Source organism: Vibrio gazogenes, assembly GCF_023920225.1.
In the GTDB taxonomy this organism is placed as follows: domain Bacteria; phylum Pseudomonadota; class Gammaproteobacteria; order Enterobacterales; family Vibrionaceae; genus Vibrio; species Vibrio gazogenes.
The window spans coordinates 2,106,698-2,133,144 of record NZ_CP092587.1 but is presented as its reverse complement, the minus strand read 5'-3'; the positions used below and the strand labels follow the sequence as shown (position 1 = coordinate 2,133,144).

20 protein-coding genes and 1 riboswitch are annotated in these 26,447 nt (G+C 45.2%); of the genes, 9 read left to right on the top strand and 11 right to left on the bottom strand.

Features of this window, described 5'->3' with window-relative positions:
- Window positions 1-6 precede the first annotated feature (6 nt).
- Complete coding sequence (aat, locus tag MKS89_RS09415; protein WP_072958603.1) at window positions 7-726, bottom strand: leucyl/phenylalanyl-tRNA--protein transferase; 720 nt, start codon at window positions 724-726, stop codon at window positions 7-9.
- 28 nt (window positions 727-754) lie between these two features.
- Here aat and MKS89_RS09410 point away from each other — a divergent pair, with 28 nt between their 5' ends.
- Both MKS89_RS09410 and aroA read left to right on the top strand, forming a co-directional pair.
- Window positions 755-1,210 (top strand): outer membrane lipoprotein, encoded by a 456-nt coding sequence (locus MKS89_RS09410; RefSeq protein ID WP_072958600.1) that lies wholly within the window; start codon window positions 755-757, stop codon window positions 1,208-1,210.
- 153 nt (window positions 1,211-1,363) lie between these two features.
- Window positions 1,364-2,659: a 3-phosphoshikimate 1-carboxyvinyltransferase gene (gene aroA / locus MKS89_RS09405; protein WP_072958598.1), complete on the top strand. Its 1,296-nt coding sequence runs from the start codon at window positions 1,364-1,366 to the stop codon at window positions 2,657-2,659.
- 94 nt (window positions 2,660-2,753) lie between these two features.
- Here aroA and MKS89_RS09400 read toward each other — a convergent pair whose 3' ends face one another.
- Window positions 2,754-3,020 (bottom strand): YciN family protein, encoded by a 267-nt coding sequence (locus MKS89_RS09400; protein WP_072958595.1) that lies wholly within the window; start codon window positions 3,018-3,020, stop codon window positions 2,754-2,756.
- 432 nt (window positions 3,021-3,452) lie between these two features.
- Here MKS89_RS09400 and topA point away from each other — a divergent pair, with 432 nt between their 5' ends.
- The 3 genes from topA (at window position 3,453) to glgA (ending at window position 9,151) form a co-directional block, all read left to right on the top strand.
- Window positions 3,453-6,083, top strand: coding sequence for a type I DNA topoisomerase (gene topA / locus MKS89_RS09395; protein ID WP_072958592.1), 2,631 nt, complete (start codon window positions 3,453-3,455; stop codon window positions 6,081-6,083).
- Window positions 6,084-6,462: 379 nt separating this feature from the next.
- On the top strand, window positions 6,463-7,680 hold the full coding sequence (gene glgC, locus MKS89_RS09390; RefSeq protein WP_072958589.1) for a glucose-1-phosphate adenylyltransferase: 1,218 nt from the start codon (window positions 6,463-6,465) through the stop codon (window positions 7,678-7,680).
- A 1-nt stretch (window position 7,681) separates the two neighbouring features.
- Window positions 7,682-9,151 (top strand): glycogen synthase GlgA, encoded by a 1,470-nt coding sequence (glgA, locus tag MKS89_RS09385; RefSeq protein ID WP_072958586.1) that lies wholly within the window; start codon window positions 7,682-7,684, stop codon window positions 9,149-9,151.
- Between the two features lie 133 nt (window positions 9,152-9,284).
- On the opposite strand, the gene MKS89_RS09380 is transcribed toward glgA, so the two are convergent.
- From MKS89_RS09380 to elyC, 3 genes are all read right to left on the bottom strand, one after another.
- Complete coding sequence (locus MKS89_RS09380) at window positions 9,285-9,875, bottom strand: TfoX/Sxy family DNA transformation protein (RefSeq protein ID WP_072958862.1); 591 nt, start codon at window positions 9,873-9,875, stop codon at window positions 9,285-9,287.
- 129 nt (window positions 9,876-10,004) lie between these two features.
- Window positions 10,005-10,090: riboswitch (cyclic di-GMP riboswitch) on the bottom strand.
- A gap of 142 nt (window positions 10,091-10,232) precedes the next feature.
- The gene (purR, locus tag MKS89_RS09375; RefSeq protein ID WP_072958583.1) at window positions 10,233-11,243 is read right to left on the bottom strand and encodes an HTH-type transcriptional repressor PurR; all 1,011 of its coding nucleotides are present in this window, start codon (window positions 11,241-11,243) and stop codon (window positions 10,233-10,235) included.
- Between the two features lie 572 nt (window positions 11,244-11,815).
- Window positions 11,816-12,646 (bottom strand): envelope biogenesis factor ElyC, encoded by an 831-nt coding sequence (elyC, locus tag MKS89_RS09370; RefSeq protein WP_205409174.1) that lies wholly within the window; start codon window positions 12,644-12,646, stop codon window positions 11,816-11,818.
- A gap of 87 nt (window positions 12,647-12,733) precedes the next feature.
- Here elyC and cmoM point away from each other — a divergent pair, with 87 nt between their 5' ends.
- Genes cmoM through mukB form a run of 4 tightly spaced genes read left to right on the top strand, consistent with a single transcriptional unit; the run spans window position 12,734 to window position 20,031 of the window.
- Window positions 12,734-13,513, top strand: coding sequence for a tRNA uridine 5-oxyacetic acid(34) methyltransferase CmoM (gene cmoM / locus MKS89_RS09365; protein ID WP_077316493.1), 780 nt, complete (start codon window positions 12,734-12,736; stop codon window positions 13,511-13,513).
- 14 nt (window positions 13,514-13,527) lie between these two features.
- Complete coding sequence (gene mukF, locus MKS89_RS09360) at window positions 13,528-14,871, top strand: chromosome partition protein MukF (RefSeq protein ID WP_106406958.1); 1,344 nt, start codon at window positions 13,528-13,530, stop codon at window positions 14,869-14,871.
- Window positions 14,849-15,580: a chromosome partition protein MukE gene (gene mukE, locus MKS89_RS09355; RefSeq protein ID WP_072958580.1), complete on the top strand. Its 732-nt coding sequence runs from the start codon at window positions 14,849-14,851 to the stop codon at window positions 15,578-15,580. Before mukF ends, mukE begins: the two co-directional genes overlap by 23 nt.
- Window positions 15,577-20,031: a chromosome partition protein MukB gene (mukB, locus tag MKS89_RS09350; protein WP_072958578.1), complete on the top strand. Its 4,455-nt coding sequence runs from the start codon at window positions 15,577-15,579 to the stop codon at window positions 20,029-20,031. The genes mukE and mukB overlap by 4 nt, the downstream gene beginning before the upstream one ends.
- A gap of 85 nt (window positions 20,032-20,116) precedes the next feature.
- On the opposite strand, the gene MKS89_RS09345 is transcribed toward mukB, so the two are convergent.
- The 6 genes from MKS89_RS09345 to MKS89_RS09320 form a co-directional block, all read right to left on the bottom strand.
- On the bottom strand, window positions 20,117-21,496 hold the full coding sequence (locus MKS89_RS09345) for a hypothetical protein (protein ID WP_077316456.1): 1,380 nt from the start codon (window positions 21,494-21,496) through the stop codon (window positions 20,117-20,119).
- Window positions 21,486-21,914 carry a GtrA family protein gene (locus MKS89_RS09340; protein ID WP_131814898.1) on the bottom strand — a complete coding sequence of 143 codons (429 nt, stop codon included), beginning with the start codon at window positions 21,912-21,914 and terminating at the stop codon, window positions 21,486-21,488. Before MKS89_RS09340 ends, MKS89_RS09345 begins: the two co-directional genes overlap by 11 nt.
- The gene (locus tag MKS89_RS09335) at window positions 21,880-22,842 is read right to left on the bottom strand and encodes a glycosyltransferase family 2 protein (protein ID WP_072958850.1); all 963 of its coding nucleotides are present in this window, start codon (window positions 22,840-22,842) and stop codon (window positions 21,880-21,882) included. The genes MKS89_RS09340 and MKS89_RS09335 overlap by 35 nt, the downstream gene beginning before the upstream one ends.
- 205 nt (window positions 22,843-23,047) lie before the next feature.
- On the bottom strand, window positions 23,048-24,025 hold the full coding sequence (locus MKS89_RS09330) for an alpha-L-glutamate ligase-like protein (protein ID WP_072958575.1): 978 nt from the start codon (window positions 24,023-24,025) through the stop codon (window positions 23,048-23,050).
- Window positions 24,022-25,533: an inactive transglutaminase family protein gene (locus tag MKS89_RS09325; protein ID WP_072958573.1), complete on the bottom strand. Its 1,512-nt coding sequence runs from the start codon at window positions 25,531-25,533 to the stop codon at window positions 24,022-24,024. The genes MKS89_RS09330 and MKS89_RS09325 overlap by 4 nt, the downstream gene beginning before the upstream one ends.
- Before the next feature lie 20 nt (window positions 25,534-25,553).
- Window positions 25,554-26,348 (bottom strand): ATP-dependent zinc protease family protein, encoded by a 795-nt coding sequence (locus MKS89_RS09320; RefSeq protein ID WP_072958570.1) that lies wholly within the window; start codon window positions 26,346-26,348, stop codon window positions 25,554-25,556.
- Between the last annotated feature and the right edge of the window lie 99 nt (window positions 26,349-26,447).

The following is a 26,447-nucleotide window of genomic DNA, read 5'->3' as shown; positions in this document are numbered from 1 at the left end:
ATTCGATCAGTCTGCTGATAAGTCCAATGATATCCACTGTGGTGAATAACAGCTGGGATCTATCTCTTTATATTTAAGTTTGGATAACGTTTTTATAAATTGGTCACGCTCAAGCTCTTCAGCACCCAAAGATGCCAAATGAGAATTCATGACCTGACAATCGATCAATTGTCCGCCATACCGGGAAAAATGCCGACAAAAGGCCCACAATCCGATTTTAGAAGCGTTAGTTTTTAAACTGAACATGGATTCACCGCAAAAGAGCTGCCCGATTTGAATCCCATATAATCCGCCAATAATTTCCGAGTCCTGCCAGACTTCAATTGAGTGACAGTAGCCTAAGCGAGATAGCCGTTGGTAAGCAGATTTCATTTCAGGCGTTAGCCAAGTTTCAGAGGGGGGGCGTGTGTCGGCACATAATTCTATAATTTTATCAGTACACTGGTTCATACTGATGGCATAGCTCGCTTTTCTCTGAAATTTACGGAGACTTTTGGCGGGTTTAAATGTCTTAGGTGAGATAATGGCTCTTGGTGAAGGGCTCCACCACAGAATTGGCTCTCCTGGACTGTACCAGGGAAAAATGCCCGAACGGTATGCAGCCAGAAGTCGATCCGGATGGAGATCGCCACCAAAGGCAAGTAACCCGTTTGGGTCGTCCAGTGCTTGATTGAGCGGTGGGAATGAATACTCATCCATGGCCAGTTCTGGGAGATAGATTGTCATATCAATTCAGTTCATCGGAGATCTATTTATGCGCTTGTTAATCCTGATCTTATTTGTTTTTCCTCTGATTGCAAATGCTGCTTATGAAAGAAATGTTGCGCGTCCAGTAAATCAAGTTGTTTTTGGTCAGATCGAGTCGGTGCGTTATTTTTCTCAGACAGAAGTGGTTCACGCCCGCGACAATGGTTGGCAAACTTTCATTGGTGCAGTCGCCGGTGGCATCATCGGTCATCAATTTGGTGATGGGCATGGTCAGTCACTGGCGACGATTGTGGGCTCGATTGCTGGTGGCGGTATTGCCCGGCATCATGCGACTCGCTCTTATCAAAGAGAGGATAAGGCGGTTGAATTATTGATTAAAGTTGAAGGAAAACGGTATATCGATGTGATTCAGGAAGTCGATCCCAACATGATTTTTACTCAGTCTGATCGGGTTCGTATTCTTTATTTCGATGATGGGGTTCGCGTCGATAAAGTCTATTAAGCGCAGAAGATCGATTCTAACAAGGTGCTTTTTCTATTGAATTGGCGTTTTTGAGACTAGTTTTCACTCAGGAATTTCGATAGTCTCACTATACGAAAAATTTTCACTGCTCATCAAAATAAACACGAGCGGTGCAAGGAAAACAATCTTTAGATGGAAAGCCTTACATTACAACCGATCAAAAGTATTCAGGGTGAAATCAATTTACCCGGTTCAAAAAGTGTATCCAACCGAGCGTTACTGTTGGCCGCCTTAGCCAAAGGGACGACGCGTTTGACCAATCTGCTCGATAGCGATGATATTCGCCATATGTTGAATGCGTTGAAATCACTGGGTGTATCCTATCGTCTTTCCGAAGATAAAACGATTTGTGAAGTGGATGGACTGGGTCATGCTTTTCAATCAGAGCGTGATGTTCTGGAACTGTTTCTCGGTAATGCCGGTACAGCGATGCGCCCTTTAGCAGCGGCTTTGTGTCTGGGAACCGGCACTTATACACTCACCGGTGAACCCCGTATGAAAGAGCGGCCGATTGGCCATTTGGTCGATGCATTACGTCAGGCGGGTGCGGATATTCAGTATCTGGAGAATGAACACTTTCCGCCACTGCGGATCCAAGGGACGGGACTGAAAGGTGGAACCGTTCGTATTGACGGGTCTATTTCCAGCCAGTTTTTAACGGCCTTCCTTATGTCAGCCCCATTGGCTGATAGTGAAACGCGGATTGAGATTGTCGGTGAATTAGTTTCTAAACCCTATATCGATATTACGCTGCATATTATGGCTACATTTGGTATCTCTGTTACCAATAACGATTATCGCGAATTTATCATCCAAGGCGGACAGTCCTATGTGTCGCCCGGTGATTTTCTCGTTGAAGGCGATGCTTCGTCAGCCTCTTATTTTCTTGCCGCTGCTGCGATTCAAGGCGGCTCGGTGAAAGTCACAGGGATCGGAAAAAACAGCATTCAGGGTGATATTCATTTTGCCGATGCGCTAGAAAAAATGGGCGCTAAGATTGAATGGGGAGACGACTATATCTGTGCTCACCGTGGTACGTTAAAGGCTGTCGATATGGATTTCAATCATATTCCTGATGCGGCAATGACGATCGCAACCACAGCATTGTTTGCTGAAGGCACCACGACAATTCGTAATGTATATAACTGGCGAGTGAAAGAAACTGATCGTCTGACCGCGATGGCCACGGAACTCCGCAAAGTCGGAGCTCAGGTTGAAGAAGGGGAAGATTATATCGTGATTACCCCACCCGTGGTTTTGCAACATGCGGCAATTGACACCTATGATGACCATCGTATGGCAATGTGCTTTTCATTGGTTGCTTTGAGTGAAACTCCGGTGACGATTAATGATCCGGGGTGTACGTCGAAGACTTTTCCTGATTATTTTGACCGTTTGAAGGGCTTAAGTCGTTCGCATGATGTGTAATCACGGATGACAGAGCGCAGCAAATAGCATCTATATACCAAAATATGCCGCTTACATGACGTAAGTGGCATAAATCAACGACATGAATGCGCTTCTATCGTGTTGCGCTGGCCTCACTCTGAAGCGTAAATTCTTTAGACAGTTGATGTGCTAAATATTTGAACATATTAAATACCGCGGTTGTTTTTGCAGTTGGTAAGCCTTGTTCATCAAGAAAATAGTTGCCTTTAAATACCAGTACACCGTCTTTTTCTTCAACGGACTCTGCACGCATCCCTTCAATGTAATGTTCATGTTCCTGAATCAATTGATTGGCAATCATTAGCAGATCTGAAGTGGAAATGGCTTTCTTATTGTTCATTCGTACCTCCTTTCATCCAAGTCGGCCCATTTTATACCGAAATGACTCTGATATGCAGTTTTTGTGAGGAAGAGCTTGTTCAGAAGCCAGAATTATGGTGGCTATCATGGCTTATTCTGTGACTTATCCCATAGAACGGTGGATTTTTTTCGAGAGATGTCGAGAGTCCATTTAGTATACGCAGGCAGTTTGAGATAGCCGTTTGAGAATATGCACCAGCATACAAGACGGTATCCTGAGTGAGATTACCTGAGTGTCTATCTGAATTTTAGACTAAGCTAAAATTCGATTCGGACAATTGTCGAGCAATTAAGTATCAATTTGCAAAAACAGGTTGATCTTCTTGTTATCTCGCTCGATAGTAAAAAGAAGCTAATTTTGAGTGTAATTGCGGCCAAGTTCGCATTTGGATTAAGGACATTTGAGTCAATTATGGGTAAATCACTGGTTATAGTGGAGTCTCCAGCCAAAGCTAAAACGATTAATAAATATCTTGGCCGAGACTATATTGTGAAGTCTAGTGTCGGTCATGTCCGAGATCTTCCTACCTCTGGTCAAGCAAGTTCAACCAAAAAATCAACACCTGTTTCAACGAAACATTTAAGTGCAGAAGAAAAAGAACGTTTAAAAAAAGAGAAAGAACGCAATGCACTGATTAAAAAAATGGGGGTTGATCCATACCATGGTTGGGAAGCGAATTATCAGGTGCTTCCGGGCAAGGAAAAAGTCGTTTCTGAACTTCAGAAGTTAGCAAAAGATGCTGACTGCGTTTACCTCGCAACGGATTTGGACCGTGAGGGGGAAGCTATCGCATGGCATTTACGTGAGATTATCGGCGGAGAAGAAGACCGCTACAAACGCGTCGTCTTTAATGAAATCACCAAGAATGCGATCCAACAGGCTTTCAATGAGCCCGGTGAACTGAATATGGATGGTGTGAATGCTCAGCAAGCACGTCGTTTTATGGATCGTGTTGTGGGGTTCATGGTTTCTCCGCTGTTGTGGAAGAAAGTTGCTCGTGGCTTGTCGGCAGGTCGGGTTCAGTCCGTGGCGGTCAAGCTACTGGTTGAAAAAGAACGAGAAATTAAGGCATTTGTGCCGGAAGAGTTTTGGGATATTCATGCTGATACTCAAACCCCGGATAGTAAAGCCCTACGCTTGCTTGTTGCACAGAAAGATGGTGTGGCATTTAAGCCATTGAATGAGCAGGATGCAACAACAGCGGTTCGCGTGCTTGAGTCGGCACAATATGAGGTGTGTAAGCGGGAAGACCGCCCCACATCGAGCAAACCTTCTGCACCATTTATTACCTCGACATTGCAACAAGCCGCAAGTACGCGTTTGGGATATGGTGTGAAGAAAACCATGATGCTCGCGCAACGTTTGTACGAAGCGGGTTATATCACTTATATGCGGACGGACTCGACGAATCTGAGTTCCGAAGCTGTTGATGCTGTCCGGGATTATGTGCAGACAAACTTCGGAGACGCGTATCTACCCGACAGTCCCAATGTCTATGGCAGTAAAGCGGGGGCTCAAGAGGCCCATGAGGCAATTCGTCCCTCAGATGTCAATGTTCTGGCTGATTCGCTCGAAGGGATGGAAGCCGATGCACATAAACTATACACATTAATCTGGAATCAGTTTGTTGCTTGTCAGATGACGCCAGCACGCTATGATTCAACCACAATTAGTGTGAAAGCTGCTGAGTATACCCTGAAAGCGAAGGGGCGTATTCTGAAGTTTGATGGTTGGACTTGTGTTCAGAGACCTATGGGTAAGAATGAAGATCAAATTCTGCCGGGTGTGCAAATCGGAGAAACGTTATCTTTAGAGGCATTGGATCCGAAGCAACACTTTACCAAACCACCAGCAAGATATACCGAAGCCGCGCTTGTAAAAGAGCTTGAGAAACGCGGAATCGGTCGCCCATCGACTTATGCATCGATTATCTCCACAATCCAAGATCGCGGTTATGCAAAAATTGAGCAACGACGTTTCTATGCTGAAAAAATGGGTGAGATTGTCACTGATCGTTTAGATGATAGTTTCAATGACCTGATGAACTATGATTTTACTGCCCGAATGGAAGAGAAGTTGGATCAGATTGCTGAAGGGCATGTGAAGTGGAAGGGTGTTCTTGATAACTTCTTCAGCGATTTTTCTGTCTCTCTGGAGCAAGCAGAGATGCAGGAAGAAGATGGAGGTATGAAGCCGAATCATATCGTTTTGACGGATATCGAGTGTCCGACATGCTCTCGGCCGATGGGGATTCGTACCGCGTCCACTGGAGTATTCCTCGGATGTTCGGGATATGCTTTACCACCGAAAGAACGTTGTAAGACGACGATCAATCTGGGTGATGAAGATGGGGTGATTAATGTCCTTGAAGAGGATGTTGAAACCGCTGCCTTACGGGCAAAAAAACGGTGTCCTATTTGTGAAACAGCAATGGATGCTTATCTGATCGATGATAAGCGGAAATTACATGTCTGTGGTAATAACCCGAATTGTGACGGTTATATCGTCGAACATGGTGAATTCAAAGTTAAAGGATATGATGGGCCTGTTGTCGAATGTGACAAATGTGGCGCAGATATGGTGCTGAAAAATGGTCGTTTCGGCAAATATATGGGATGTACCAATGAGTCGTGTAAAAATACCCGTAAGATCCTGAAAAATGGTGAGGTTGCCCCACCGAAGGAAGAACCGGTTCATTTCCCAGAGTTACCCTGTGAGAAATCGGATGCTTATTTTGTTTTGCGTGATGGGGCATCCGGGCTGTTTATGGCTGCCAGTAATTTCCCTAAGTCGAGAGAAACCCGGGCGCCGTTAGTTGAAGAATTTGTGCGTTTTGAAGAGCGTATCCCTGATAAGTTTAAGTACCTGGCTTCTGCGCCAACCCATGATCCTGATGGCGCTCCCGCCGTCATTCGGTTTAGCCGTAAATCGAAAGAGCATTATGTGCGTACGGAAGTTGACGGCAAACCTACTGGCTGGACCGTTTTGTATGTTGATGGTCAGTGGCAAGTCACAGATAAGAGAAAAAAAGCAAAATCATAAGAACTAAGGCAGCAAATCGCTGCCTTTTTTATATTATGATTGATGTATTGTTTGGATATTTCGGCAGTATCGGGATCGGTAGAGCGGCTTAGTGAAGATTTCATACCAGTCCCTTGTTCAGTGCCGTAGCATGATGTTCATAATATTCTTACTTTTTTTCCTTTCTGTGAACTAGCTTGGGAGTTGGAGAGGCTAACCGATAAGTGCTTCACTAGTTTGATGTTTCAATTTTGTATTCTGTGGTAATCCCGATAACTTATAAACAGTTATAAACAATGTGTTGCATTATTTTTTGTAACATGAGAGAGATTAAAAAGTAAGTACCGACCTATGGCACTAGGTTGCAGCAGATTATAAAAAGTAATATGGAGTTTCAATCATGGCTGGTGTATTGAGTATGATCCTAGCTGGTGGTGAAGGATCTCGGTTGAGACCTTTAACTGAAGGCAGAAGTAAACCCGCAGTTCCATTTGGAGGAAGCTATCGACTAATTGATTTTGCTCTGAACAACTTTGTTAATGCGGATTTAATGCGGATTTACGTATTGACCCAATTTAAGTCCCAATCACTTTATGTCCACCTGAAAAAAGGTTGGAATGTGTCTGGTATTACGGATCGATTTATTGATGTTATTCCTGCTCAGATGAGAGATGGGAGACGTTGGTATGAAGGAACCGCTGATGCTATTTATCAAAATGTTCGTTTTATCGAACTTGCCTCACCTGATTATGTTTGTATATTTGGCTCGGATCATATCTATAAAATGGACGTCCGCCAAATGTTGGATTTCCATAAACAAACAGATGCTTATCTGACTGTCTCTGCGCTACGAATGCCAATCAAGGAGGCATCCCAGTTTGGTGTAATTGAAGTTGACCATGATGGAAAGATGATCGGTTTTGAAGAAAAGCCGGACAACCCTAAGCCGATTCCCGGAGAACCGGAGTGGGCGTTAATTTCAATGGGCAACTATATTTTTGATGCAGACGTTCTTTGCGATGAATTGAAAAAAGATGCAGTCAATGAATATTCCAGCCATGATTTCGGGAAAGATATCATTCCGAAACTTTTCCCTGAAGGTCATGTCTATGTTTACGATTTCTCGACAAATAAAATCAAAGGTGAAAAAAAAGCAACCTATTGGCGAGATGTCGGAACCATCGATTCTTATTGGGCTGCCAACATGGACTTGTTGAGTAATGAGCCCTTATTTTCCCTATACAACCGGAGTTGGCCACTCCATACCTATTATCCACCGTTACCACCGGCAACATTTGTGGATGCCGATGATCGTCGCGTCAAGATCACGGATAGTCTGGTGTCGGTAGGTAGCTACATTCAAGGGGCGACGATCTTTAAATCAATTCTTGGCTATCGGAGTAATATTGCAGCTGGTTCTCATATCAGTGAATCTGTTATTTTAGGTGATGGAAAGATTGGTGCAGGTTGTACTATCAAACGGACGATTATTGATAAGTATGTTGAAATTGCTCCCGGCACCGTGATTGGTGAAGACTTAGAATTGGACAGGAAACGGTTCTATGTCTCTGAAGGAGGAATTGTTGTGATTGCAAAAGGAACGAAAGTTGGATTCTAACATGAAACAAATCGATGTATGGTTTACCGTTTCAGAAGTTGAAGGGATTATAAAAAGTGGTGGTTTAGCCGATGTCGCAAAAGCGCTTCCGACAGCTTTGAGTGGCATGGGACATCGTGTAAGAATTGTATTGCCGGGTTATCGTCTCGTACCGAACAGAACTGACACAGCCGTGATTCTGGAGACTGAATTGTCTCACTGGCCTCATACGGCTTATCAAGTTCGTAAGTTTGACCGAGACGGTGTTGAAATTTACTTGATTGACTGTGATAAATATTTTGATCGGCCGGAGTTGTATTCTGAACATAATCGAGCCTATGCCGATAATGGAGAACGGTTTGGATTCTTTTCTGCTGCGGCATTGGATGTTTTACCAAAATTGGGTATTCAGCCTGATATCATTCATGCCAATGATTGGCATACCGGATTCGTCCCTTTCTTATTAAAAACACGTTATGCCAATGATCCCTATTTTCAGCGGATGAAGAGTGTATTGACGATCCATAATGCTCTATTTAAAGGGGTATTTTCTTATGATGAATTAGAAATCATCCCTGAATTGCATTTAAGTGGTATGGGGGCCCTACAGTATGGGCACGGCTATGTGAGTGCACTGAGAGTTGGCATCGCGTATGCGGATAAGATTAATGCTGTCAGTCGTCACTATGCTGCTGAGTTACTGACACCACTTGGTGCCCACGGATTAGTCGATGATTTTGTCCGTCGCGAGAGAGATTTGTTCGGTATTATTAATGGTTGTGATTACTCGGAGTGGGATCCCCGAATTGACAGTTATATTCCACGAAATTACACCAATGAGCCCGACTCTTTACAAGAAGGGAAAGTAACCTGTAAACGTCAGCTACAAGAAGAATTGTTATTGCCAACCCGTGATGTCCCCGTGTTTGGAATGGTTTGTCGTTTGACCTATCAGAAAGGATTTCACTATTTGCTGCCGATTCTGGAACAGTTTCTGAGAAATGACGTGCAATTGGTGATTGTCGGGACAGGGGAGCCGGAGATAGCAAATCGCCTGCACCAAATATCTGCAACATCATCACAGAAATTTGCGTTTGTTGATGCTTACAGCAACCGTTTTGCTCATTTGGTTGAAGCTGCCTCTGATTTCTTTCTGATGCCCTCTGAGTTTGAAGCGTGTGGATTAAACCAGATTTATAGCATGGCTTATGGCACGTTGCCGATTGTCCGAGAGGTTGGTGGACTGAAAGATACTGTTTTTGATTATGACCACTTTCCCGATAAAGCGACAGGGTTCAGTTTTACTGAACCGACACCGGAAGCATTACTCATTTGTATGCAACGTGCATTACTGTTCTATTTGCAGCAGCCAGAGAAAAAGTTAGCGATACAACTGCGGGCGATGGAGCAAGATTTTCGTTGGGAAGAGTCTGCTCAGCAGTATGTCCAAATGTACGAAGCTGCATTGATGGGCTACTCGCATACGAATTGATTTTTATTCTATTGAGAAAATGATTGAGTAAAAAAAGCACCGTTAACGGTGCTTTTTTATTCCGGCTCGACGAGCAAACGGGAGTTGTATACTTCGGGAAATGTATACGATAGTAAAAAGCTTATTCAACAAATTAAATTTGCCGAGCTAGCTCGTCGCGTCTTGCCTGAGAAATCACAGACCAATGTTTTCCTTCAATCGCACCTTCTAATGCCCATAGGAGCTCTAGTGGTGGTTGTGTAGCGGGATGAGAGCTCAAAATCGCTTTATATGCGCTGAGAGAACCTTTTTGATGAAGCTCTTCAACTGAATTAATCCCTGCTTTACGTAGCATGCGTTCAGTTGCTAAGCGAAGGTTAGGCAGATCTTTCAAGCGTTTCGGTTTTGTCTCTACATGGGTCGTTTTTTCATTTTTTGCATTCAAATAGGCTTGTTTTGCAATATTGAAAATCGTGTCCGCATCATTCCAATAGTCTGCGGGCAGTGCAAAATATTTAGTCACAACAGGAAACCCACGTTTTGTATACACATAAGGTTCAAAACCTTTTGCTTTAAATGTTTCCAGTGAGTGACTGTCCGCCCGTATATGTAGTTTGTTTTGAACGACAAGTGCAAACATGATGTCGTTGACGAAAATACCAAACCCGCCGAACATTGAGCGTGATTTGACACGGCCTAGTTGTTCAAAAAGCCGCATTGAATCTCTAAGAATTGGTTTATCCATGCTTTTACGTCTCGGTGTATTTTTAAATGAATACGCCACCAAAGTCAGGTCCGAGAATGTAGCAAAAGAATGCAGAAGATATGTTAACAGAACGTCAAATGATTGACGAACATGAAATGCATTTTTGCCATCGGTAACCCCGCTACCTATCATTTTCATGGTTTAGGCCGGAGGCTTTGCGTCCCATCTTTTCAGATGGTTTGCCCTGTGCGTGACACTTTTCCAGTACGGAATTATGAAGTAAGTATGCTAATAACCACTCCACAATGTGTGATTCTAGTCCAATTAATAAAGGTTATCAATAGAAAGAAAGTGGTTGGAGGAATGACCACCCTCCAACGAAATGTAAAATTAATGTTATTTTTTATTTAAATCTTTTACGGTATTGCGTTCCACAATTTCAGGATGCATTTCAAACGTGCGGCGCTCATGCTCTTTACTTTTGATCCGTTCCAATAAGATTTCAAAAGCGTTTTTCCCGACCCGACGTTTCGGTTGGTGAATCGTTGTCAGTGGCGGAGAAAAATATTCAGAGATCTCAATATTGTCGTAACCGATCACCGAGATATCCTCAGGAATCTTGATGCCTCTTTGTTGTAAGCGACTTATGAGTCCTAAAGCCATCGTGTCATTGAAGCAAAAAACAGCAGTGGGCTGTTCATCCATCGCAATAATTTTATCAGCAGCCAAAACTGCTGTATCACATTCGAAGTTACCTTCTAGTATCCAGTTTTCATTCGGGGTCAAACCAGCTTCTGCCATGGCTCTGTAAAACCCTTGAATCCGTTCCTGACAAGCCGCTTTTGATAAATGTCCACTCAGACAAGCAATATCGCGGTGACCTTTATCAATCAGATACTTAGTTGCAAGGTAGCCGCCTTCTTCTGAGTTATCGATGATTTTGTCGGCTTGTGAGCTTTCAGGCCCCCAGTCCATAATGACTTTGGGAATATCACTATAGGTTTCGAGCATTTCCAGAAGCTCGGCAGTCAGGTCAGAACACATGACTAACATGCCATCGACCCGTTTTTCAGCCAGCATCCGGATGTAGTCGCGTTGCTTTTCGTATAAGCCACCGGTATTACATAAGATGAGCGTGTAGCCTTGTCGGTAACAATAACTTTCAACACCATCGATGACTTCAGAGAAGAAGGGGTTGGTCGACTGAGTTACTAACATGCCGATTGTACGCGTTGAGTTACACTTCAAACTCCGAGCCACAGCACTTGGTGCATAGTTCAGAGTTTTCACGGCTTCCATGACTTTTTCTTGAGTCGTTTCTGCCACAAATCGAGTTTTGTTAATTACATGTGAAACAGTTGTTGTTGAAACTCCCGCCAAGCGGGCAACGTCTTTTATCGTAGCCATAGGTATTGTCCTGTCGCTTATGCTGAAGATCCAGCAATCCGGAGCAAATCACAATTGAATGTTTAGTTATGAAGATTTTATCTATTTGTATAATCGGATAACCCGCACAGAAATGACATTCCGAGGTTATTCTGCGATAAGGACAAAAACCGCTAAATTTAGCGGTTTTTGTCTAGGGGCTGTTGACCTTTCGTGATGGTTTTTGCAGCAATTTGTCGTGCATTTAGTCAAGGCAGGTCATGTGAAGTGTAGCGATCTACATGAACCATGACCTAACGCTGGATAAATGAGCGACAAATGCTGCCCAAAGGGTTCATCTGAACGTGTCTTGCTCTTTGTTACGGGTCATTTGCTTAGGATAGCTAAGCGGCATGCCCCGCGCCGCGATCAATACCCGTTCAGATTGAACAAAATTCAACCACGAAAGGTCAACAGCCCCTAGTATAGAATATGCTTTAACCGCGAATTTTAGACTGCCGATTCAGTAATAGCAATCAAAATGAAGCACTCGTTCCACTCAACGGCTGAATCCAGACCGTAAGTCTTGATTCACATGCAGAGATAACATCATGCTACCGCTCTTGTTTTAACGGTTTTTCGACGGTCGCTTCCTGATTAGCAACCCAGTTTTTCAAATAGCGCCAAAACCTTCCCAACGTTTCATACCAATATTTTTCTGTCTGCTCGAGATAAATCGCCTTAGGGGCATATTTTATCCACGGTTGCGCTATATTTTTATAGGACAGGTAGTTGGTCGGTGCCGGGATCGGAGTTAGTCCGGCTGATTGAAATTCATGCAACGCACGATCCATATGACTGGCAGAGGTGACGAGCACTAATTTTCGCGATCCGACAAAACTCGCGGCTAACTGGGCTTCTTCCCAAGTATCTCTGGCACTTTCCAGTAACACAATATCTGATTTTGCCACACCGAGTGATAAGGCTACTCTTGCCAGCATTCGGGCATGACTGAATCGAGTACCACCTGCATATCCGGAAAGAATTAGGCGAGACCCCGGATACATCCGCATGATTCGGATCCCTTCAGTAAGCCGCATCAGCGCTGAGCGACTGAGCTGAGATGTCGGTGGGAGTTGGTCATCGACGATATGACCACTGCCGAGAACCATAATGTAGTCAATGCTACCCTCAACGGGTAAAAAAGCTGAATACTTACGTTCCAATGGTGCGAGAAGGCGATCTGAAACGGGTTGAAATGATGCTAGAAACAGCAACGAGTAAGAGAACAGAACAATCAGGCAACCGGTTTTCCTTTTTGTTGAAAACATAATCATCATGAGGCCAATAAAACCGATGATGAGCAAGGCGGGAAGGGGCATCATTAATGCAGCTATGATTTTTTTAAGCTCAAACATATAAGAAATAGTCCGAAAAAACAGCAATTGAGATTAAAAACGAATAATCCTCTTTATTCCTGCCATTCCTATGACAGAATAGCAGCACGATTCGTTATCATAACTCAAGCTACTGTGACTGAAGATCGCAATTTCGACGATATTGCCCACAAATTTGCAAAAAATATATATGGCTCTGACAAAGGTATGATCCGACAGACCATCGTATGGGAAGATATTCAAACTATTTTAACATCATTTCCTCCGGAACAGCTGCCACTTTCGGTGCTGGATGCCGGTGGCGGGTTGGCACAGCTATCGCAACGGCTCGCGATGCAGGGACATCAGGTGACATTATGTGATCTTTCTTCTGAAATGTTGCAGTTGGCGCAAACCGATATTGAAAAAAATGGTCTGCTTGCGCAGTATCGCTTTGTCCATGCGGCAGTACAGGATATGCAACAATATCTCACTGATCCGGTTGACTTCTTGATGTTTCACGCCGTGATGGAGTGGCTAGCCGATCCGAAGGATGCGTTGGAAAAATTACTGGCTCAGGTTCGGAGCGGTGGCGTTGCGTCTATCATGTTTTACAATCATCACGGATTAGTTCTGAAAAATGTCATATGCGGGAATATCCCCCATGTATTAGAGGGTATGCCATATCGCAAACGATTTAAGTTGCAGCCGCAGCAAGGCCTGAATCCAGAGGTCGTCTATCAATGGATAGAAGCTTGTGGATTCAGTATTGAAGGCAAAAGTGGTATTCGCTCGTTCAGTGATTACATTGGTAATCGCCAGAATATGGGAGAATACACGGAAGAAGATTTACTGGCGCTTGAAAGGCAATTATGTCGGCAAGAGCCTTATTTATCTCTGGGTCGTTATATTCATGTATGGGCCAGAAAAAAGTAAAAATGATGGAAACAATGATAGACGAATTGGCGCAACAAGCCGAAGTACAACCAATCGATGAATTGGTTGGATGGGTCAGGCAGCATGACTTGTCTCTCAACCTGGATACCGAGCGGCTCGCATTTTTGATTGCGATAGCCGTATTGAGTCGGGATCGCTTTGATGACGAACTCGGTGAAGGGGAATTACATGATGCATTTGCGATCGTCACTCGGTTATTTGATGAGACCGGTGAAGCATCCGCTTTTCGGGCCAATAATGCGATCAATGAATTGGTTCACCAGCGGCTTATCCGGCGTTTTACCAGTGAAGTGACCGATGGTGCGAGTATCTATCGATTGTCGCCATTGGCAATAGGCATCACTGATTATTATCTGCGTCATCGTGAATTTTCTAAACTGAAGTTGTCGATTCAACTGTCGATTGTTGCGGATGAAATGGCAAAAGCCAGAGAAGCGGCTGAAAAAGGTGGCACGGAGTCTCACTGGCAAAAGAATGTTTATGGCATCTTGAAATATTCCGTGGGTGAGATTTTTGATCAGATCGATCTCAACCAGCGAGTGATGGATGAGCAGCAACAAGAGATCAAAGAACAGATTGCCCAGTTGTTGAATAAAGATTGGCGTGATGCCATTCAAAATTGTGAATCACTCTTGTCAGAGACGTCATCGACGTTGAAAGAGTTGCAGGATACGCTTCAGACTGCCGGTGATGAAATGCAGACGCAGATCCTTGATATTCAGGAATGTGTTTATGGTGAATCCGGACTGACGTTTATTGAAGAAACATTATTTCAGTTGCAGCTCAAACTCGATCGAATTATCAGTTGGGGTCAACAGGCTATTGATTTATGGATCGGTTACGACCGGCATGTGCATAAATTCATCCGGACCGCGATTGATATGGACCAAAACCGTGCGTTTAGTCAGCGCTTACGTCAGTCGATGAACGACTACTTTGAGGCCCCTTGGTTCCTCACTTTTGCCGATGCTGAGCGCTTCATGGATATGCGGGATGAAGCCTTGGTTCTCCGTGACGATGAAGTCACAGGACAAGTCCCCGAAGATGTTGAATACGAAGAGTTTCAACAGGTCAACGATGTGCTGGCAGAGCAGATCGGTGAGATGCTGACCGTGCATAAAGAGCAAGGTACACCGATTGATCTCGGCATCATTTTAAAGAATTACCTCACAGAACATCCAAAAACGCATCATTTTGATTTAGCCAGAATCGTGGTCGATCAGGCCGTCCGGTTAGGATATTCAGCGTCTGATTATCAGGCGATTCAACCGGATTGGCAGGCAATCAATGAATTTGGTGCAAAGGTACAAGCAAATGTCATCGACAGATATGAATGAATACATGCCAGAGAAACTGGTTAAAGCACTTTCCAATCCGTTATTTCCGGCACTGGATAGTTTATTACGTGCCGGCAGGCATGTTTCCGGTGAAGATATGGATAATCACACATTTTTGTCCGATTTTGAGCCTGAGCTGGCTCAATTTTATCAGCGTTATAATACTGAGTTGGTGCGTGCTCCCGAAGGTTTCTTCTATTTAAGACCGCGTTCCACATCATTGCTTAACCGGAGTGTGTTATCCGAACTCGATATGTTGGTCGGCAAGGTGCTTTGCTTTTTATATCTCAGTCCTGAAAGACTGGCCCATGAAGGGATTTTTACACATCAGGAATTGTATGAAGAGTTACTCACGCTGGTCGATGAGAAGAAGCTGATGCGGTTGGTGACTTTCCGGGCCGGCGGGTCGGATCTGGATCGGGAAAAGCTATTTGAAAAAGTCAGGACGTCCTTAAGAAAACTGCGCCGAATGGGCATGCTGGTCGTTCTGGGAGAAAGTGAAAAGTTTCGGATTACCGAGGCGGTCTTCCGTTTTGGTGCAGATGTCCGTGTCGGTGATGACATGCAAGCAGCACAATTGAGATTGATTCGTGACGGTGAAGCGGTCATTCCAGGCCAAGACGTTCATGAAGTGGCGGAAGATATCGATGAGGCGGCAGCAGAAACGACCTCATCAGAAGCATTAACAGGATTTGAAGGTGAAGCATGATTGAAAGAGGTAAGTATCAATCGCTGACCATGATCAACTGGAACGGTTTTTTTGCCCGTACATTTGATATCGATAATTTGGTCACCACGCTTTCCGGCGGGAATGGTGCGGGGAAATCAACCACAATGGCGGCCTTTATCACCGCACTGATCCCGGATCAAAGCCTGCTGCATTTTCGTAATACCACTGAAGCGGGTAGTTCTCAGTCTTCGAGAGACAAGGGATTACACGGTAAACTTCAACCCGGCACCTGTTATGCAGCGTTGGACGTGGTCAACTCGCGCAAGCAGAGAGTGTTGTTTGCCGTCAGGTTACAACAGGTTGCCGGTCGGGATAAAAAAGTCGATATTAAACCGTTTCTGGTGCAGGGAATCCCCAGCCATATCCGGCCCACTGATATTTTGATTGAAACACTCTCCGATCAACAGGCGCGGGTTAGGGCCGTCAGTGAAGTCAAAGATGCTGTTGCAGGTTTGGAAGGGACGCAGTTCAAAACATTTAGCTCAGTGGTGGATTATCACACCCAGATGTTTGAATTTGGCGTTATCCCGAAGAAAATGCGTTCGAGCAGTGATCGTTCCAAATTCTATCGTTTGATTGAAGCATCCTTGTATGGCGGGATTTCCAGTGCGATAACGCGCTCGTTGCGGGACTATTTATTACCGCAAAATGGTGGTGTGAAAAAAGCGTTTCAGGATATGGAAGCAGCTCTTCGGGAAAACCGGATGACGCTTGAAGCGATCAAAACCACCCAAGCGGATCGGGATTTGTTCAAACACCTGATTACTGAATCGACCAACTATGTTGCGTCTGATTACATGCGTCATGCGAATGAGCGCCGTAGTAAAGTTGAACAGGCCCTAACATTCCGCCAGACCTTGTTTGGAGCGCAGCAAACCTTAGTCACGCAAAGTGAGTTGCTCACACGTGTGAAAGAGGAACTGGATGAACTGACAGCGCATGAATCGGCATTGGAACAAGATCACCAAAGTGCATCTGATTATTTGCAATTGGTTCATAACGCTTTGCGTCAAAAGGAAAAAATTGAGCGTTACCGAGACGATTTGGAAGAGCTGAATGAACGGCTAGAAGAACAACTGATGGTGGTTGAGGAGGCTCAGGAACAGACGCATGAAGCAGAGTACAATGCCACGATTCTAGAAGATGAAGTCGATAGTCTGAAGTCGCAACTGGCTGATTATCAGCAGGCACTGGATGTTCAACAAACCAGAGCACTCCAGTATCAGCAAGCGGTTCAGGCACTCGAAAAAGCGAAAACAGCACTGGATGATGAAAGTCTGACGGCTGAAAATGCATCGCAGAAAATTCAGACGTTGAACCAGTCACAACACGAGATGACCGAGCGAGTTTTGCAACTGAAACATCGTTTGGATATGTCGGCTGCTGTCGCATCTCAGTTTGAGCAGGCATTTCAGTTAGTTCAATCCGTACTCGGTGATGTAACTCGCCAAACCGCCCATGAGCACGGTGTGTCACTGATTGAAAAATCGCGACAGTGCAACCAATTGATTGCTCAGGAAAACCAGTGGTACACCCGTCAAAGTGAAGTTTCTCGTCAGTTAGAGCGGCAGAACCATATCGTCGCACTGGCAGAGTCCTACCAACAGGAACATCGGGAAAGTCTTGAGGATGAATCCGCGATTGATGAAGCGCGTGAGAAGCATCAAGAAGTGCTGGATGTTGTCGAAGAAGAGTTGATCGCACTGCGGGAATCACGCAGTGATTTACGCCGTAATCAAGAAGATGTCCGAGCGCAAATTCAGCGATTAGAACAGATTGCACCACAATGGATTGTTGCGCGTAATGCGTTGGATGATTTGCGAGCACAGAGCGGCGAAGCGCTGGAAAATTCACAGGCCGTATTTTCTCATATGCAGCATACGCTGGAACGAGAAAAACAGCAGACATCAGAGAAAGAAAAATTAGCATTACAGCGTCACAATCTTGAACAAGACATTGAACGTCTGGCTTCTCCCGGAGGAGCCAATGATGCCCGGTTAAAATCGCTGGCCGACTCATTAGGCGGCATGTTGTTATCTGAAATTTATGATGATATTACGCTGGAAGACGCACCTTATTTTAGTGCGATGTACGGTCCTGCCAGACACGCTATCGTCGTTTCTGATTTGTCAGAAATTCAGGCGCGTTTAGCCGAGTTGGATGATTGTCCTGAAGATGTATACATCATTGAAGGGGATGTCGATGCTTTTGATGACAGTTCATTTGATGCCGATGAACTTGAAGGTGCAGTATGTGTTCGTCTGAATGACCGTCAGATTCGTTATTCCCGTTTCCCTGAGATTCCTTTATTTGGCCGGGCTGCAAGAGAGCAGCGATTGGAACAACTGCGGGCGCAGCGAGATGATATTGTTGAGTTGCACGCCAAAGCGTCATTTGATGCTCAAAAGAGCCAACGTTTGTATCAGGCCTATCAGACTTTTGTTGCTTCTCATATGACAACCGTGTTTGAAGCCGATCCGGAACAGGCACTTCAGACGTGCCGTGAACAGTTAAATCAGTTTGGTCGTTCTTTGACTGAGTTGGCACATCAGGAACAACAGTTACAGACGCGACAACAGCAGAGTAAAAATGCATTATCAAGTCTTGAAAAGGTTGCCCCATTTGTTCACTTATTGGCTGATGACACATTACAGGATCAAGCCAGTGAGATTGAAGAAAGACTTGCGGAGCTGGACGAGGCCAAACACTTTTTAACGCAACACGGTACGACTATTGAGCAATTGAGTCATTGTATCAATGCCCTCGAAAACGATCCGGAGCAGTTTGATGCACTGGAAAGTGAGTATCATGAGGCTGATCAACGGTTGCAGCAGGTGAAAACTCAAATCTTTGCGATCTCAGATCTGATTGAGCGTCGCCATCATCTACAGTATTCCGATGCCGTAGCATTGGTCAATCAGGGCGATGCTCTGAGTGAACAGCTGAAAGAAAAATTACAACTTGCCGAGTCACAGCGCGGCGTGGCAAGAGAAACGCTGAAACAGCGGCAGGGTCAGGTCAGTCAGTACAACCAAGTACTGGCCTCACTCAAGAGTGCGCATCAGTCAAAACTCGAAACCGTGCGGGAGTTTGAGCAAGAGTTACAAGAGTTGGGTGTACATACCGATGCGAGCGCACTGGAACGCGCAGAAAGCCGTAAAAATGAGCTTTATGAGCGTTTACATGTTTCTCGGCAACGACAGAGTGAATTGGAGAGAACGCGGACATCGACCGAAATGGAGATGGCATCGCTGAGCCGGCAACTGAAGAAGGTTGAGAAAGAGTATCGTGAGCTCAGAACGTTTATTGTGAATGCCAAAGCCGGATGGTGCTCGGTGCTGAGACTGGCACGGGAGCATGATGTTGAGCGACGTTTACATCGACGGGAACTGGCTTATTTGTCAGCCGGTGAACTGCGTTCCATGTCCGATAAGGCATTAGGTTCTCTGCGTCTGGCGGTTGCCGATAATGATACGCTGAGAGACGCTTTACGTCAGTCTGAGGATAATGCCAGACCGGAACGTAAGGTGCTCTTTTATATCGAAGTGTATCAGCATCTGCGTGAACGGATTCGTCAGGATATTATTCGTACCGATGATCCGGTTGAAGCGATTGAAGAAATGGAAGTGGAGCTTGGCCGGTTGACGGAAGAGTTGACCCAGCGAGAATCGCGTTTGGCAATCAGTTCTGAGTCGGTTGCCAGCATTATTCTCAAGACCATTCAACGTGAGCAGAACCGGATTCGGATGCTGAACCAAGGTTTGTCCAATATCCATTTTGGTCAGGTGAATGGCGTGCGTTTGAATGTCAAAGTCCGTGAAAGTCATGAAATGTTACTGACCGGGTTATCGGAACAACAAGCGCAGCATCAAGATTTGTTCAACAGTCCGCGTTATACGTTCTCAGAATCGATGGCGAAATTATTCCAACGGGTCAATCCGCATATTGATATGGGGCAGCGTTCTCCTCAGGTTTTAGGGGAAGAGTTACTTGACTACCGGAACTATCTGGAACTGAATGTTGAAGTAAACCGAGGCGCTGATGGTTGGTTACAGGCGGAATCTGGTGCGCTCTCGACAGGAGAAGCGATCGGGACCGGTCAGTCGATTCTGTTGATGGTCGTGCAGAGCTGGGAGGAAGAATCCCGTCGATTGCGCAGTAAAGATATCGTCCCATGTCGTCTCTTATTCCTCGATGAGGCTGCGCGTCTTGATGGCAAATCGATTTCAACACTATTTGAGTTGTGTGATCGGTTAGATATGCAATTGTTGATTGCCGCACCGGAAAATATCAGCCCGGAAAAAGGCACCACCTATAAATTAGTGCGGAAAATTCACAAAAACCATGAACACGTTCATGTCGTTGGTTTGCGTGGATTCGGCCAGAATCATGCGCCTGAATCTGGTGATCTGACGGCAGAAGCATCCTGAGGTTCGCTGAATTTATTATTGGTCAAATAATAAAAAACCATCTGAAAACAGATGGTTTTTTCGTTTGAGATGACGATATATCGATTTAATCGATAGAGACCAATAATTGATCACCTTGCTTTTCAATAGTTGCTTCTCCCCGAACCTGTGCTCTCGGGACATCTTTAACAATAATGTCCTTATCATGCCAGCCGTATTGATACAGATAAGGTCTGATATAGTGCAATCTCAGGTTGGACAGGTTCTTAAATACATCAGAACCGGTGAGTTTGTAGAAGTAAGCACTAGTCTTGGTTTCATCCACGCTGACAATGATTTTTCTGAATTGCTGCGGTTGTTGCAGATAATTGTGGACATCATGCTCTGTCACCATTTCAGCAAACAGAATTCTTTTTTCGTTGTAGCCATAGTTGTATTGATGCATCTGCCAGGCAAACGGGACAAATAATGTCACCCACAACAGGGCTCTCCACCAGAAGTGAGGCACCAACAAGATCAGCATCGCCATCCCCAGTGGTAGGGTAACCCCGGAGCGGAGCGGTACTTTCACGCCCAGAGGAATCACGCTGGCATAGATGGAAAAGACCACCAGCAAAGCCACCAGCGTGTATTTGAGATGATGCTTGAGTGCCCAGATCAAGGTGATGGCGGCCGGGATATAGAACAACGGACTCAACGCTGCCAGATAACGGGCATTGCGTTCAAAATTTCCCGCACTTTTCGCGATATTGGCGATAATACCGCTGATATCCGTTGATGGGGTTGATTTTCGCCACGACACAAACTCAATAAAGTGACCGGTGCCGTTCTGGAGCAAGGTATAGCTATAAACACTTAAATTTGCGACAGCGTAGCCGAGGACGTAACCGACAATCCAGAGACACAGAAATTGCAGCAGACTGCGGAAGTTTTCTTCATTCAACTGACGGATAAAGAGTAAAGGCATTAAGAAGTAGAATGCAGGATAGGTTGCAAACAACAAGATACCTGAAGTGAGTAAGATCACCGGGCGTGAATAGCGGTCTTTGATGCAACTGAACAACGCCAGCATCAAAGTACCGGGGATCAGTGTCATCGGCCATTTGAACAACATGGTAAAATAGGGAACATTGATCATCAGCAGTGCAAAGCAGCAGGCGAGCCAGCGATCTTTCCTGACGCCCATGGCGACTTGATAGCCAAAAATGAAAATAAACACATTACATAAAGTACCGGCAACCACGGCAGGAACAAGGCGCAACGTGTCGAATAAAGCAAAATTAACCCAACGCCCTTCAGAGACAAATTTAGACACATAACTGTCCATGTAAGGCAGCGCATCATGTGCCACATTTTCTAACATCGATTCATGTAAATTGAATACTGTCCATATCAGACCAAATGCCAAAATACCCCATTTTAGCAGTGAGACGGTATCGAACGGATTGTATGGCATTGAGGGGGATGAAGCATGATTATTTATCATTTGTCCTCCGAGAAGAAAACACGGTGCGATAACCAAGGTAGTTGATGGTCATTGAAACACCGATAGCAATAACCTGTGCAAAATAAACGAACATCGCGAGTTGTTCGACGAACAGATACAACATACCGGTACTACAGGCGAGTGATGATAGATTGACCAGACAGAACGGCAGTAACTGACCGCGCCTCGCGGTACTTTTGAATACAAAGCCTCGGTTAAGCATGAAACTGATCAGCATCCCGCCCAGATAAGCCAGAACCGATGCAGCAATATAATAACCGAGTAGCTGGTATAGAAGGACGAATAGGATATAACTCGCCCCGGTATTCAATACGCCGACCAATGCAAAGCGGAGCGTCTGCCGGAATTCGGGGTGAATCCGATTATTTAACCACGGCATGCTTCTTGGTAGATTCAAGAGCTCTTCCTTTTTTCAGGATATAAAGCGGGCGACCTTTCGATTCATTGTAGATACGAGCGATATATTCACCGAGGATGCCAATTGAGATTAACTGTACACCACCAATAAACAAGATCGCGACGAATAACGATGTCCAGCCGGAAACCCAGTGGTCGGTCATCATCCGAACATAAATCGAGTATATCAGCATTGCAAAGGCAACACCGGAGCACAGAAAGCCCATCATGATAGATAATTTCAGGGGTTTTACAGAAAAGGAAAGAATGCCATCCAATGCGAATTTGAGCATTTTACGCAATGGATATTTTGACTCTCCGGCAAAGCGAGGTGAGCGTTCATAAAGAATCGACGTTTGGTTGAAGCCTATCCAACTGACCATGCCGCGGATAAAGCGTGCTTTTTCCGGCATGGCTGTCAGTTGATCAACAACTTGCCTGTCCATGAGCCGAAAATCGCCGGTATCTAATGGAATCGGGACTTCTGACAGGCGGTTGAGCATCCGGTAGAACAACTTGGCTGAAGCAAGTTTAAAGGCGGATTCACCTGCCCGATGATCACGAGTACCGTAGACCACATCATAACCCTCTTCCCATTTGGCGATCATCTGCTCGATGAGTTTCGGTGGATCCTGTAAATCGGCATCAATTAACACCACGGCATCTCCGCTGCTGGCATCCAGTCCTGCGGTCACGGCTTGCTGGTGGCCGAAATTACGTGAAAGAGAGAGCAGGCTCACCTGGTGATATCGACGGCTATGCGCCAGTAATTGTTGTTCAGTGTTATCCGAGCTGCCATCATTGACAAAAATTAACTCAAAACGGTAGTCGGGAATTGCATTGGTGACGGAAATTAGCTCTTTGACCGTGAAATCAATCACTTCACTTTCATTGAAACAGGGAATGATCACGGATATTTTCTTTTTCATATTCATAGTCTGTCACATAGCTCCATCATGGATAACGACATGCAATCAGACTAGCAATCGAATGTAAAAATCATGACAAAGTGAGGTGAAAAGATCGGCAACCTATGAAGATAGATGTCGTACGCCCCCTGATGCTATCTCGGTTCGAGCTTTCTATCACGATAGGTATGCAGAAAGGGCAGGGGGCGGTGGCCGATTTATTGAATTAAATTAAATGTTGTGATGCCGCTGCAAAATGCTGCATGGCATATTCAACACGTTCCTGAGCGGTTAATGGTAATTCAGGTGAGCCAATATGTTCGATATGTCTGAGTCTGGGGAGCAAGCCTGCACCATTTGCGATCTGAATGGCAAGACCGGGACGCGCATTGAGCTCCAGTACCATCGGGCCTTTATTTTTATCCAGCACCATATCGGTTCCGATATAACCTAAACCGGTCATTTCCCATGCGCGTGCGGCAAGCTCAAGCAGACGTTGCCAGTGAGGCACATCCAATTCAATTAATGCTCGCCCTGTATCCGGATGATGGGTAACGGGCTGCCCGAACTGAACCGCTCGTACCGCGCGACCGGTCGCAATATCAATTCCCACACCAACCGCGCCCTGATGCAAGTTTGCTTTTCCGTCCGATGCCCGCGTGGAAAGACGCATCATGCACATGACAGGGTAGCCTTTGAACACAATGACTCGGACATCCGGTACACCTTCATAACTGAAGCCGTCGAAACAGTCGTCAAACTGAATCAGATTTTCGATGATTGCCACGTCATTTTTCCCCCCGAGGGAAAAGAGTCCGGCAAGCGCATTACTGACATGTCTTTCCACATCTTCAGCACTTAATGTTGCACCGGATGGTTTGACATAAACACCATCTTGATGGGAAGTGACGACCAAAATCCCTTTTCCGCCACTACCGCGGGCAGGTTTAATCACAAAACTTGGCCATTGCTGAACCAGTCGATGAATTTGTTTGACTTCAGACTGGTTACGGATCACACCGATAAGCTGGGGCACGGTACATCCGGCTTTCTCGGCAATGATCTTGGTTCGGAGCTTATCATCAACTAAAGGATATTTAGAGCGATCATTATAACGACCAATATAGCTATGGTTACGCTTGTTCATCCCCAGAATCCCCTTATGCCTTAAGCGAAAAGGGGAGGTATATTTTTCGAAAATCATAGTTCATCTACCAGAGGTTTAAAGCGCTTTAACTCGCTGACACGATAGCCGGTATAAGTTCCCAGTAACAGAATGAGCGCCAACACAATCAACTGTAATCCGATAAAATTAAATGTGAGATGCTGAACATATGGATTTGTCATTCCCAGATAAACAAGAATGGCTGTAAACAGCGACCCTCCGCCTTGCAGGAAGACTTCTTTGGCACCATCTTCTTCCCAGAGAATCGACATCCGTTCAATGGTCCATGAAAGAATAATCATCGGGAAGAATGTAATCGTGAGTCCTTCGGTAATCCCCAGCCGGAAAGAGAGGACTGTAAAGAGCGAGATCATCAGAATCACAGCGATGATGACGGCCGATATTCGGGCGACAAGTAACAGGTTCAGTTTGGACAGGTAACTGCGGATAAATAGCCCCGTACCCACAATCAATAGAAAACCGATAATACCTGTGAGCAATTGCGTCTGAACAAATGCCACAGCGATAAGAACCGGCATAAAAGTCCCGGAGGTCTTGAGTCCGATAATGACGCGAAGAAATACCACAATCAGGGCACCGATAGGAATTAACATGATGGTTTTAAACATCGCTTGTTCTTCTAACGGTAGGCTATGAATCGATAGATTAAGCAATCCATCTGCATTGACTTTACTGTTGGTCGCTTCCTGCGGTGAAACCTCGCGGGAAATCATGCTGAATTGTACCCGGCTGTTTTTTCCGCCGATCACATCAAGCAAAGAGACATTGGATTCATCCCATACCAACAAGTTCGGATGGTTTGCCTGTTTGCCTGTGTCCGGATTAAAGACGATCCAACGTTCCCCGTCCCAGACTTCATTCATCGGCTCTATACTCTGACGACGACGGCCATCTTCCAGTTGCAGGACACCGACAATCTTATTGGGAATCCCTGAATATGAAAGCATCTTCTGCGTTGCTTTATATTTGGTCATTTGATTTAGCAGAAGTTGCGCGTTCTGACTTTCCTCGTCATTCAGGGCTTTGATGAGCTCTCTGGTAAACGAAATGTCATCGGCCGAGCGTTCATTTGCCAGTGTAATCAGGGAGACAGCCGCTGCTTCTTCGGGACTGTCAAACGTCGGGGGATCGACCGGTCCATGTGGCGGTTTAGGACGTGTTTTGGCCTCTGGGTCAACAAGGAACTGTGTTTTATAATAGATGGTCTGTGGGCCACTGGCCTGACGAATCGACCATTCGGCCCGGCGACTTCCTGGGGTCGATTCAAGGTAAGAAACCCCATACCCCGGCGAAGATGCGGATTCACTGATCAGTGTGAATCCATCTTGTGTGTATGGTGCAGCGAGGGAAACCTTCGCTTCTTTGCCCTGCGCATTAAATTGAATACGTGCTTCAATTTCCCAGACTTGTCTGGTTTCACCGGGCGTCCAGGGAACACCATAAACTTGATGGCGAAAAATGCTTAAATAAATGCCGATCGCAACCAGCAGGATGATTGAAATATAAAATGGAATTCGGGAGGTCATGGTCAATACTCACCAGATAATTATTTGGCTGTGGATTGAATGTACTTTTTACTCACATCCACCAGCGCAATATCGCGAAGGAATTCACGTCCCAATAGAATCGGGTGTGACATATGGGAGCGATCGGCAAGGGTAAATTCTGTCCGTTCACGAATCTTTCCGACATTTATCCATAATTCAACAACGGCTCGTCGCTCGGTTTCCGATGTCGAGGCTTGTCGAATTTTGACATAACGTAATACGGGAGCTTCGATCCAGTTGTCCTTCGCTTCTTTCTTGGCGGCTTTATTGTCAGCATTTTTCTTATCTGCTGCTTTGTCCGTATCCTGTGTCCGGCCAGATAAATGAAATCTAACCCAGTTTTTCCCATTTCTTTCAAACTCTTCAATATCTGTTGCGTCCAGAGAAGACGTTGCAGCGCCCGTATCGACCCGGGCATCGAATGTTTGTTTGATCGATTCGATACTGATCCGCTCAACCTGACCAAGGACGACCTTATTTGCAGGTACAGGATCAGACGAAGCGAGATGTTGCAGTGATTGAGTCGGGCTAATTTCCTGTGGTGATGAATGCTGATAGTGCTTCTGATTGAGTTTATGTATTTGCTGTTTTAAAGAAGAAACTTCATTTTCCAGGCTATCGATGTAATCGACTTGATTACTGGACTGCAATTCTAGATTGGTCAGGCGTTGGTTAATATTGCTTTCTGAACCATGAATTGCTGCGATTGTCTGCTGATGCAAGCTTCTTTCCTCTGTTGTGACGCATCCCGCTAGTGTGGATATTGCGGCCACAAGTGCAAGTCGTTTAAACATGAGTAACCTAATTCTTGAGTTGTTATGATTGATAAAAGCATTCAGTAGTGATTTCCACGGCCTAGCGTACTCTGAATTTTTATATTGCGCGTTAGATGT

What these genes read in the sequence shown, in the direction of transcription:
- aat (WP_072958603.1), bottom strand. Translation starts at nt 726, where the DNA reads ATGACAATCTATCTCCCAGAACTGGCCATGGATGAGTATTCATTCCCA.
- MKS89_RS09410 (WP_072958600.1), top strand. Translation starts at nt 755, where the DNA reads ATGCGCTTGTTAATCCTGATCTTATTTGTTTTTCCTCTGATTGCAAAT.
- aroA (WP_072958598.1), top strand. Translation starts at nt 1,364, where the DNA reads ATGGAAAGCCTTACATTACAACCGATCAAAAGTATTCAGGGTGAAATC.
- MKS89_RS09400 (WP_072958595.1), bottom strand. Translation starts at nt 3,020, where the DNA reads ATGAACAATAAGAAAGCCATTTCCACTTCAGATCTGCTAATGATTGCC.
- topA (WP_072958592.1), top strand. Translation starts at nt 3,453, where the DNA reads ATGGGTAAATCACTGGTTATAGTGGAGTCTCCAGCCAAAGCTAAAACG.
- glgC (WP_072958589.1), top strand. Translation starts at nt 6,463, where the DNA reads ATGGCTGGTGTATTGAGTATGATCCTAGCTGGTGGTGAAGGATCTCGG.
- glgA (WP_072958586.1), top strand. Translation starts at nt 7,682, where the DNA reads ATGAAACAAATCGATGTATGGTTTACCGTTTCAGAAGTTGAAGGGATT.
- MKS89_RS09380 (WP_072958862.1), bottom strand. Translation starts at nt 9,875, where the DNA reads ATGGATAAACCAATTCTTAGAGATTCAATGCGGCTTTTTGAACAACTA.
- purR (WP_072958583.1), bottom strand. Translation starts at nt 11,243, where the DNA reads ATGGCTACGATAAAAGACGTTGCCCGCTTGGCGGGAGTTTCAACAACA.
- mukF (WP_106406958.1), top strand. Translation starts at nt 13,528, where the DNA reads ATGATAGACGAATTGGCGCAACAAGCCGAAGTACAACCAATCGATGAA.
- mukE (WP_072958580.1), top strand. Translation starts at nt 14,849, where the DNA reads ATGTCATCGACAGATATGAATGAATACATGCCAGAGAAACTGGTTAAA.
- mukB (WP_072958578.1), top strand. Translation starts at nt 15,577, where the DNA reads ATGATTGAAAGAGGTAAGTATCAATCGCTGACCATGATCAACTGGAAC.
- MKS89_RS09345 (WP_077316456.1), bottom strand. Translation starts at nt 21,496, where the DNA reads ATGATAAATAATCATGCTTCATCCCCCTCAATGCCATACAATCCGTTC.
- MKS89_RS09335 (WP_072958850.1), bottom strand. Translation starts at nt 22,842, where the DNA reads ATGAAAAAGAAAATATCCGTGATCATTCCCTGTTTCAATGAAAGTGAA.
- MKS89_RS09330 (WP_072958575.1), bottom strand. Translation starts at nt 24,025, where the DNA reads ATGATTTTCGAAAAATATACCTCCCCTTTTCGCTTAAGGCATAAGGGG.
- MKS89_RS09325 (WP_072958573.1), bottom strand. Translation starts at nt 25,533, where the DNA reads ATGACCTCCCGAATTCCATTTTATATTTCAATCATCCTGCTGGTTGCG.
- MKS89_RS09320 (WP_072958570.1), bottom strand. Translation starts at nt 26,348, where the DNA reads ATGTTTAAACGACTTGCACTTGTGGCCGCAATATCCACACTAGCGGGA.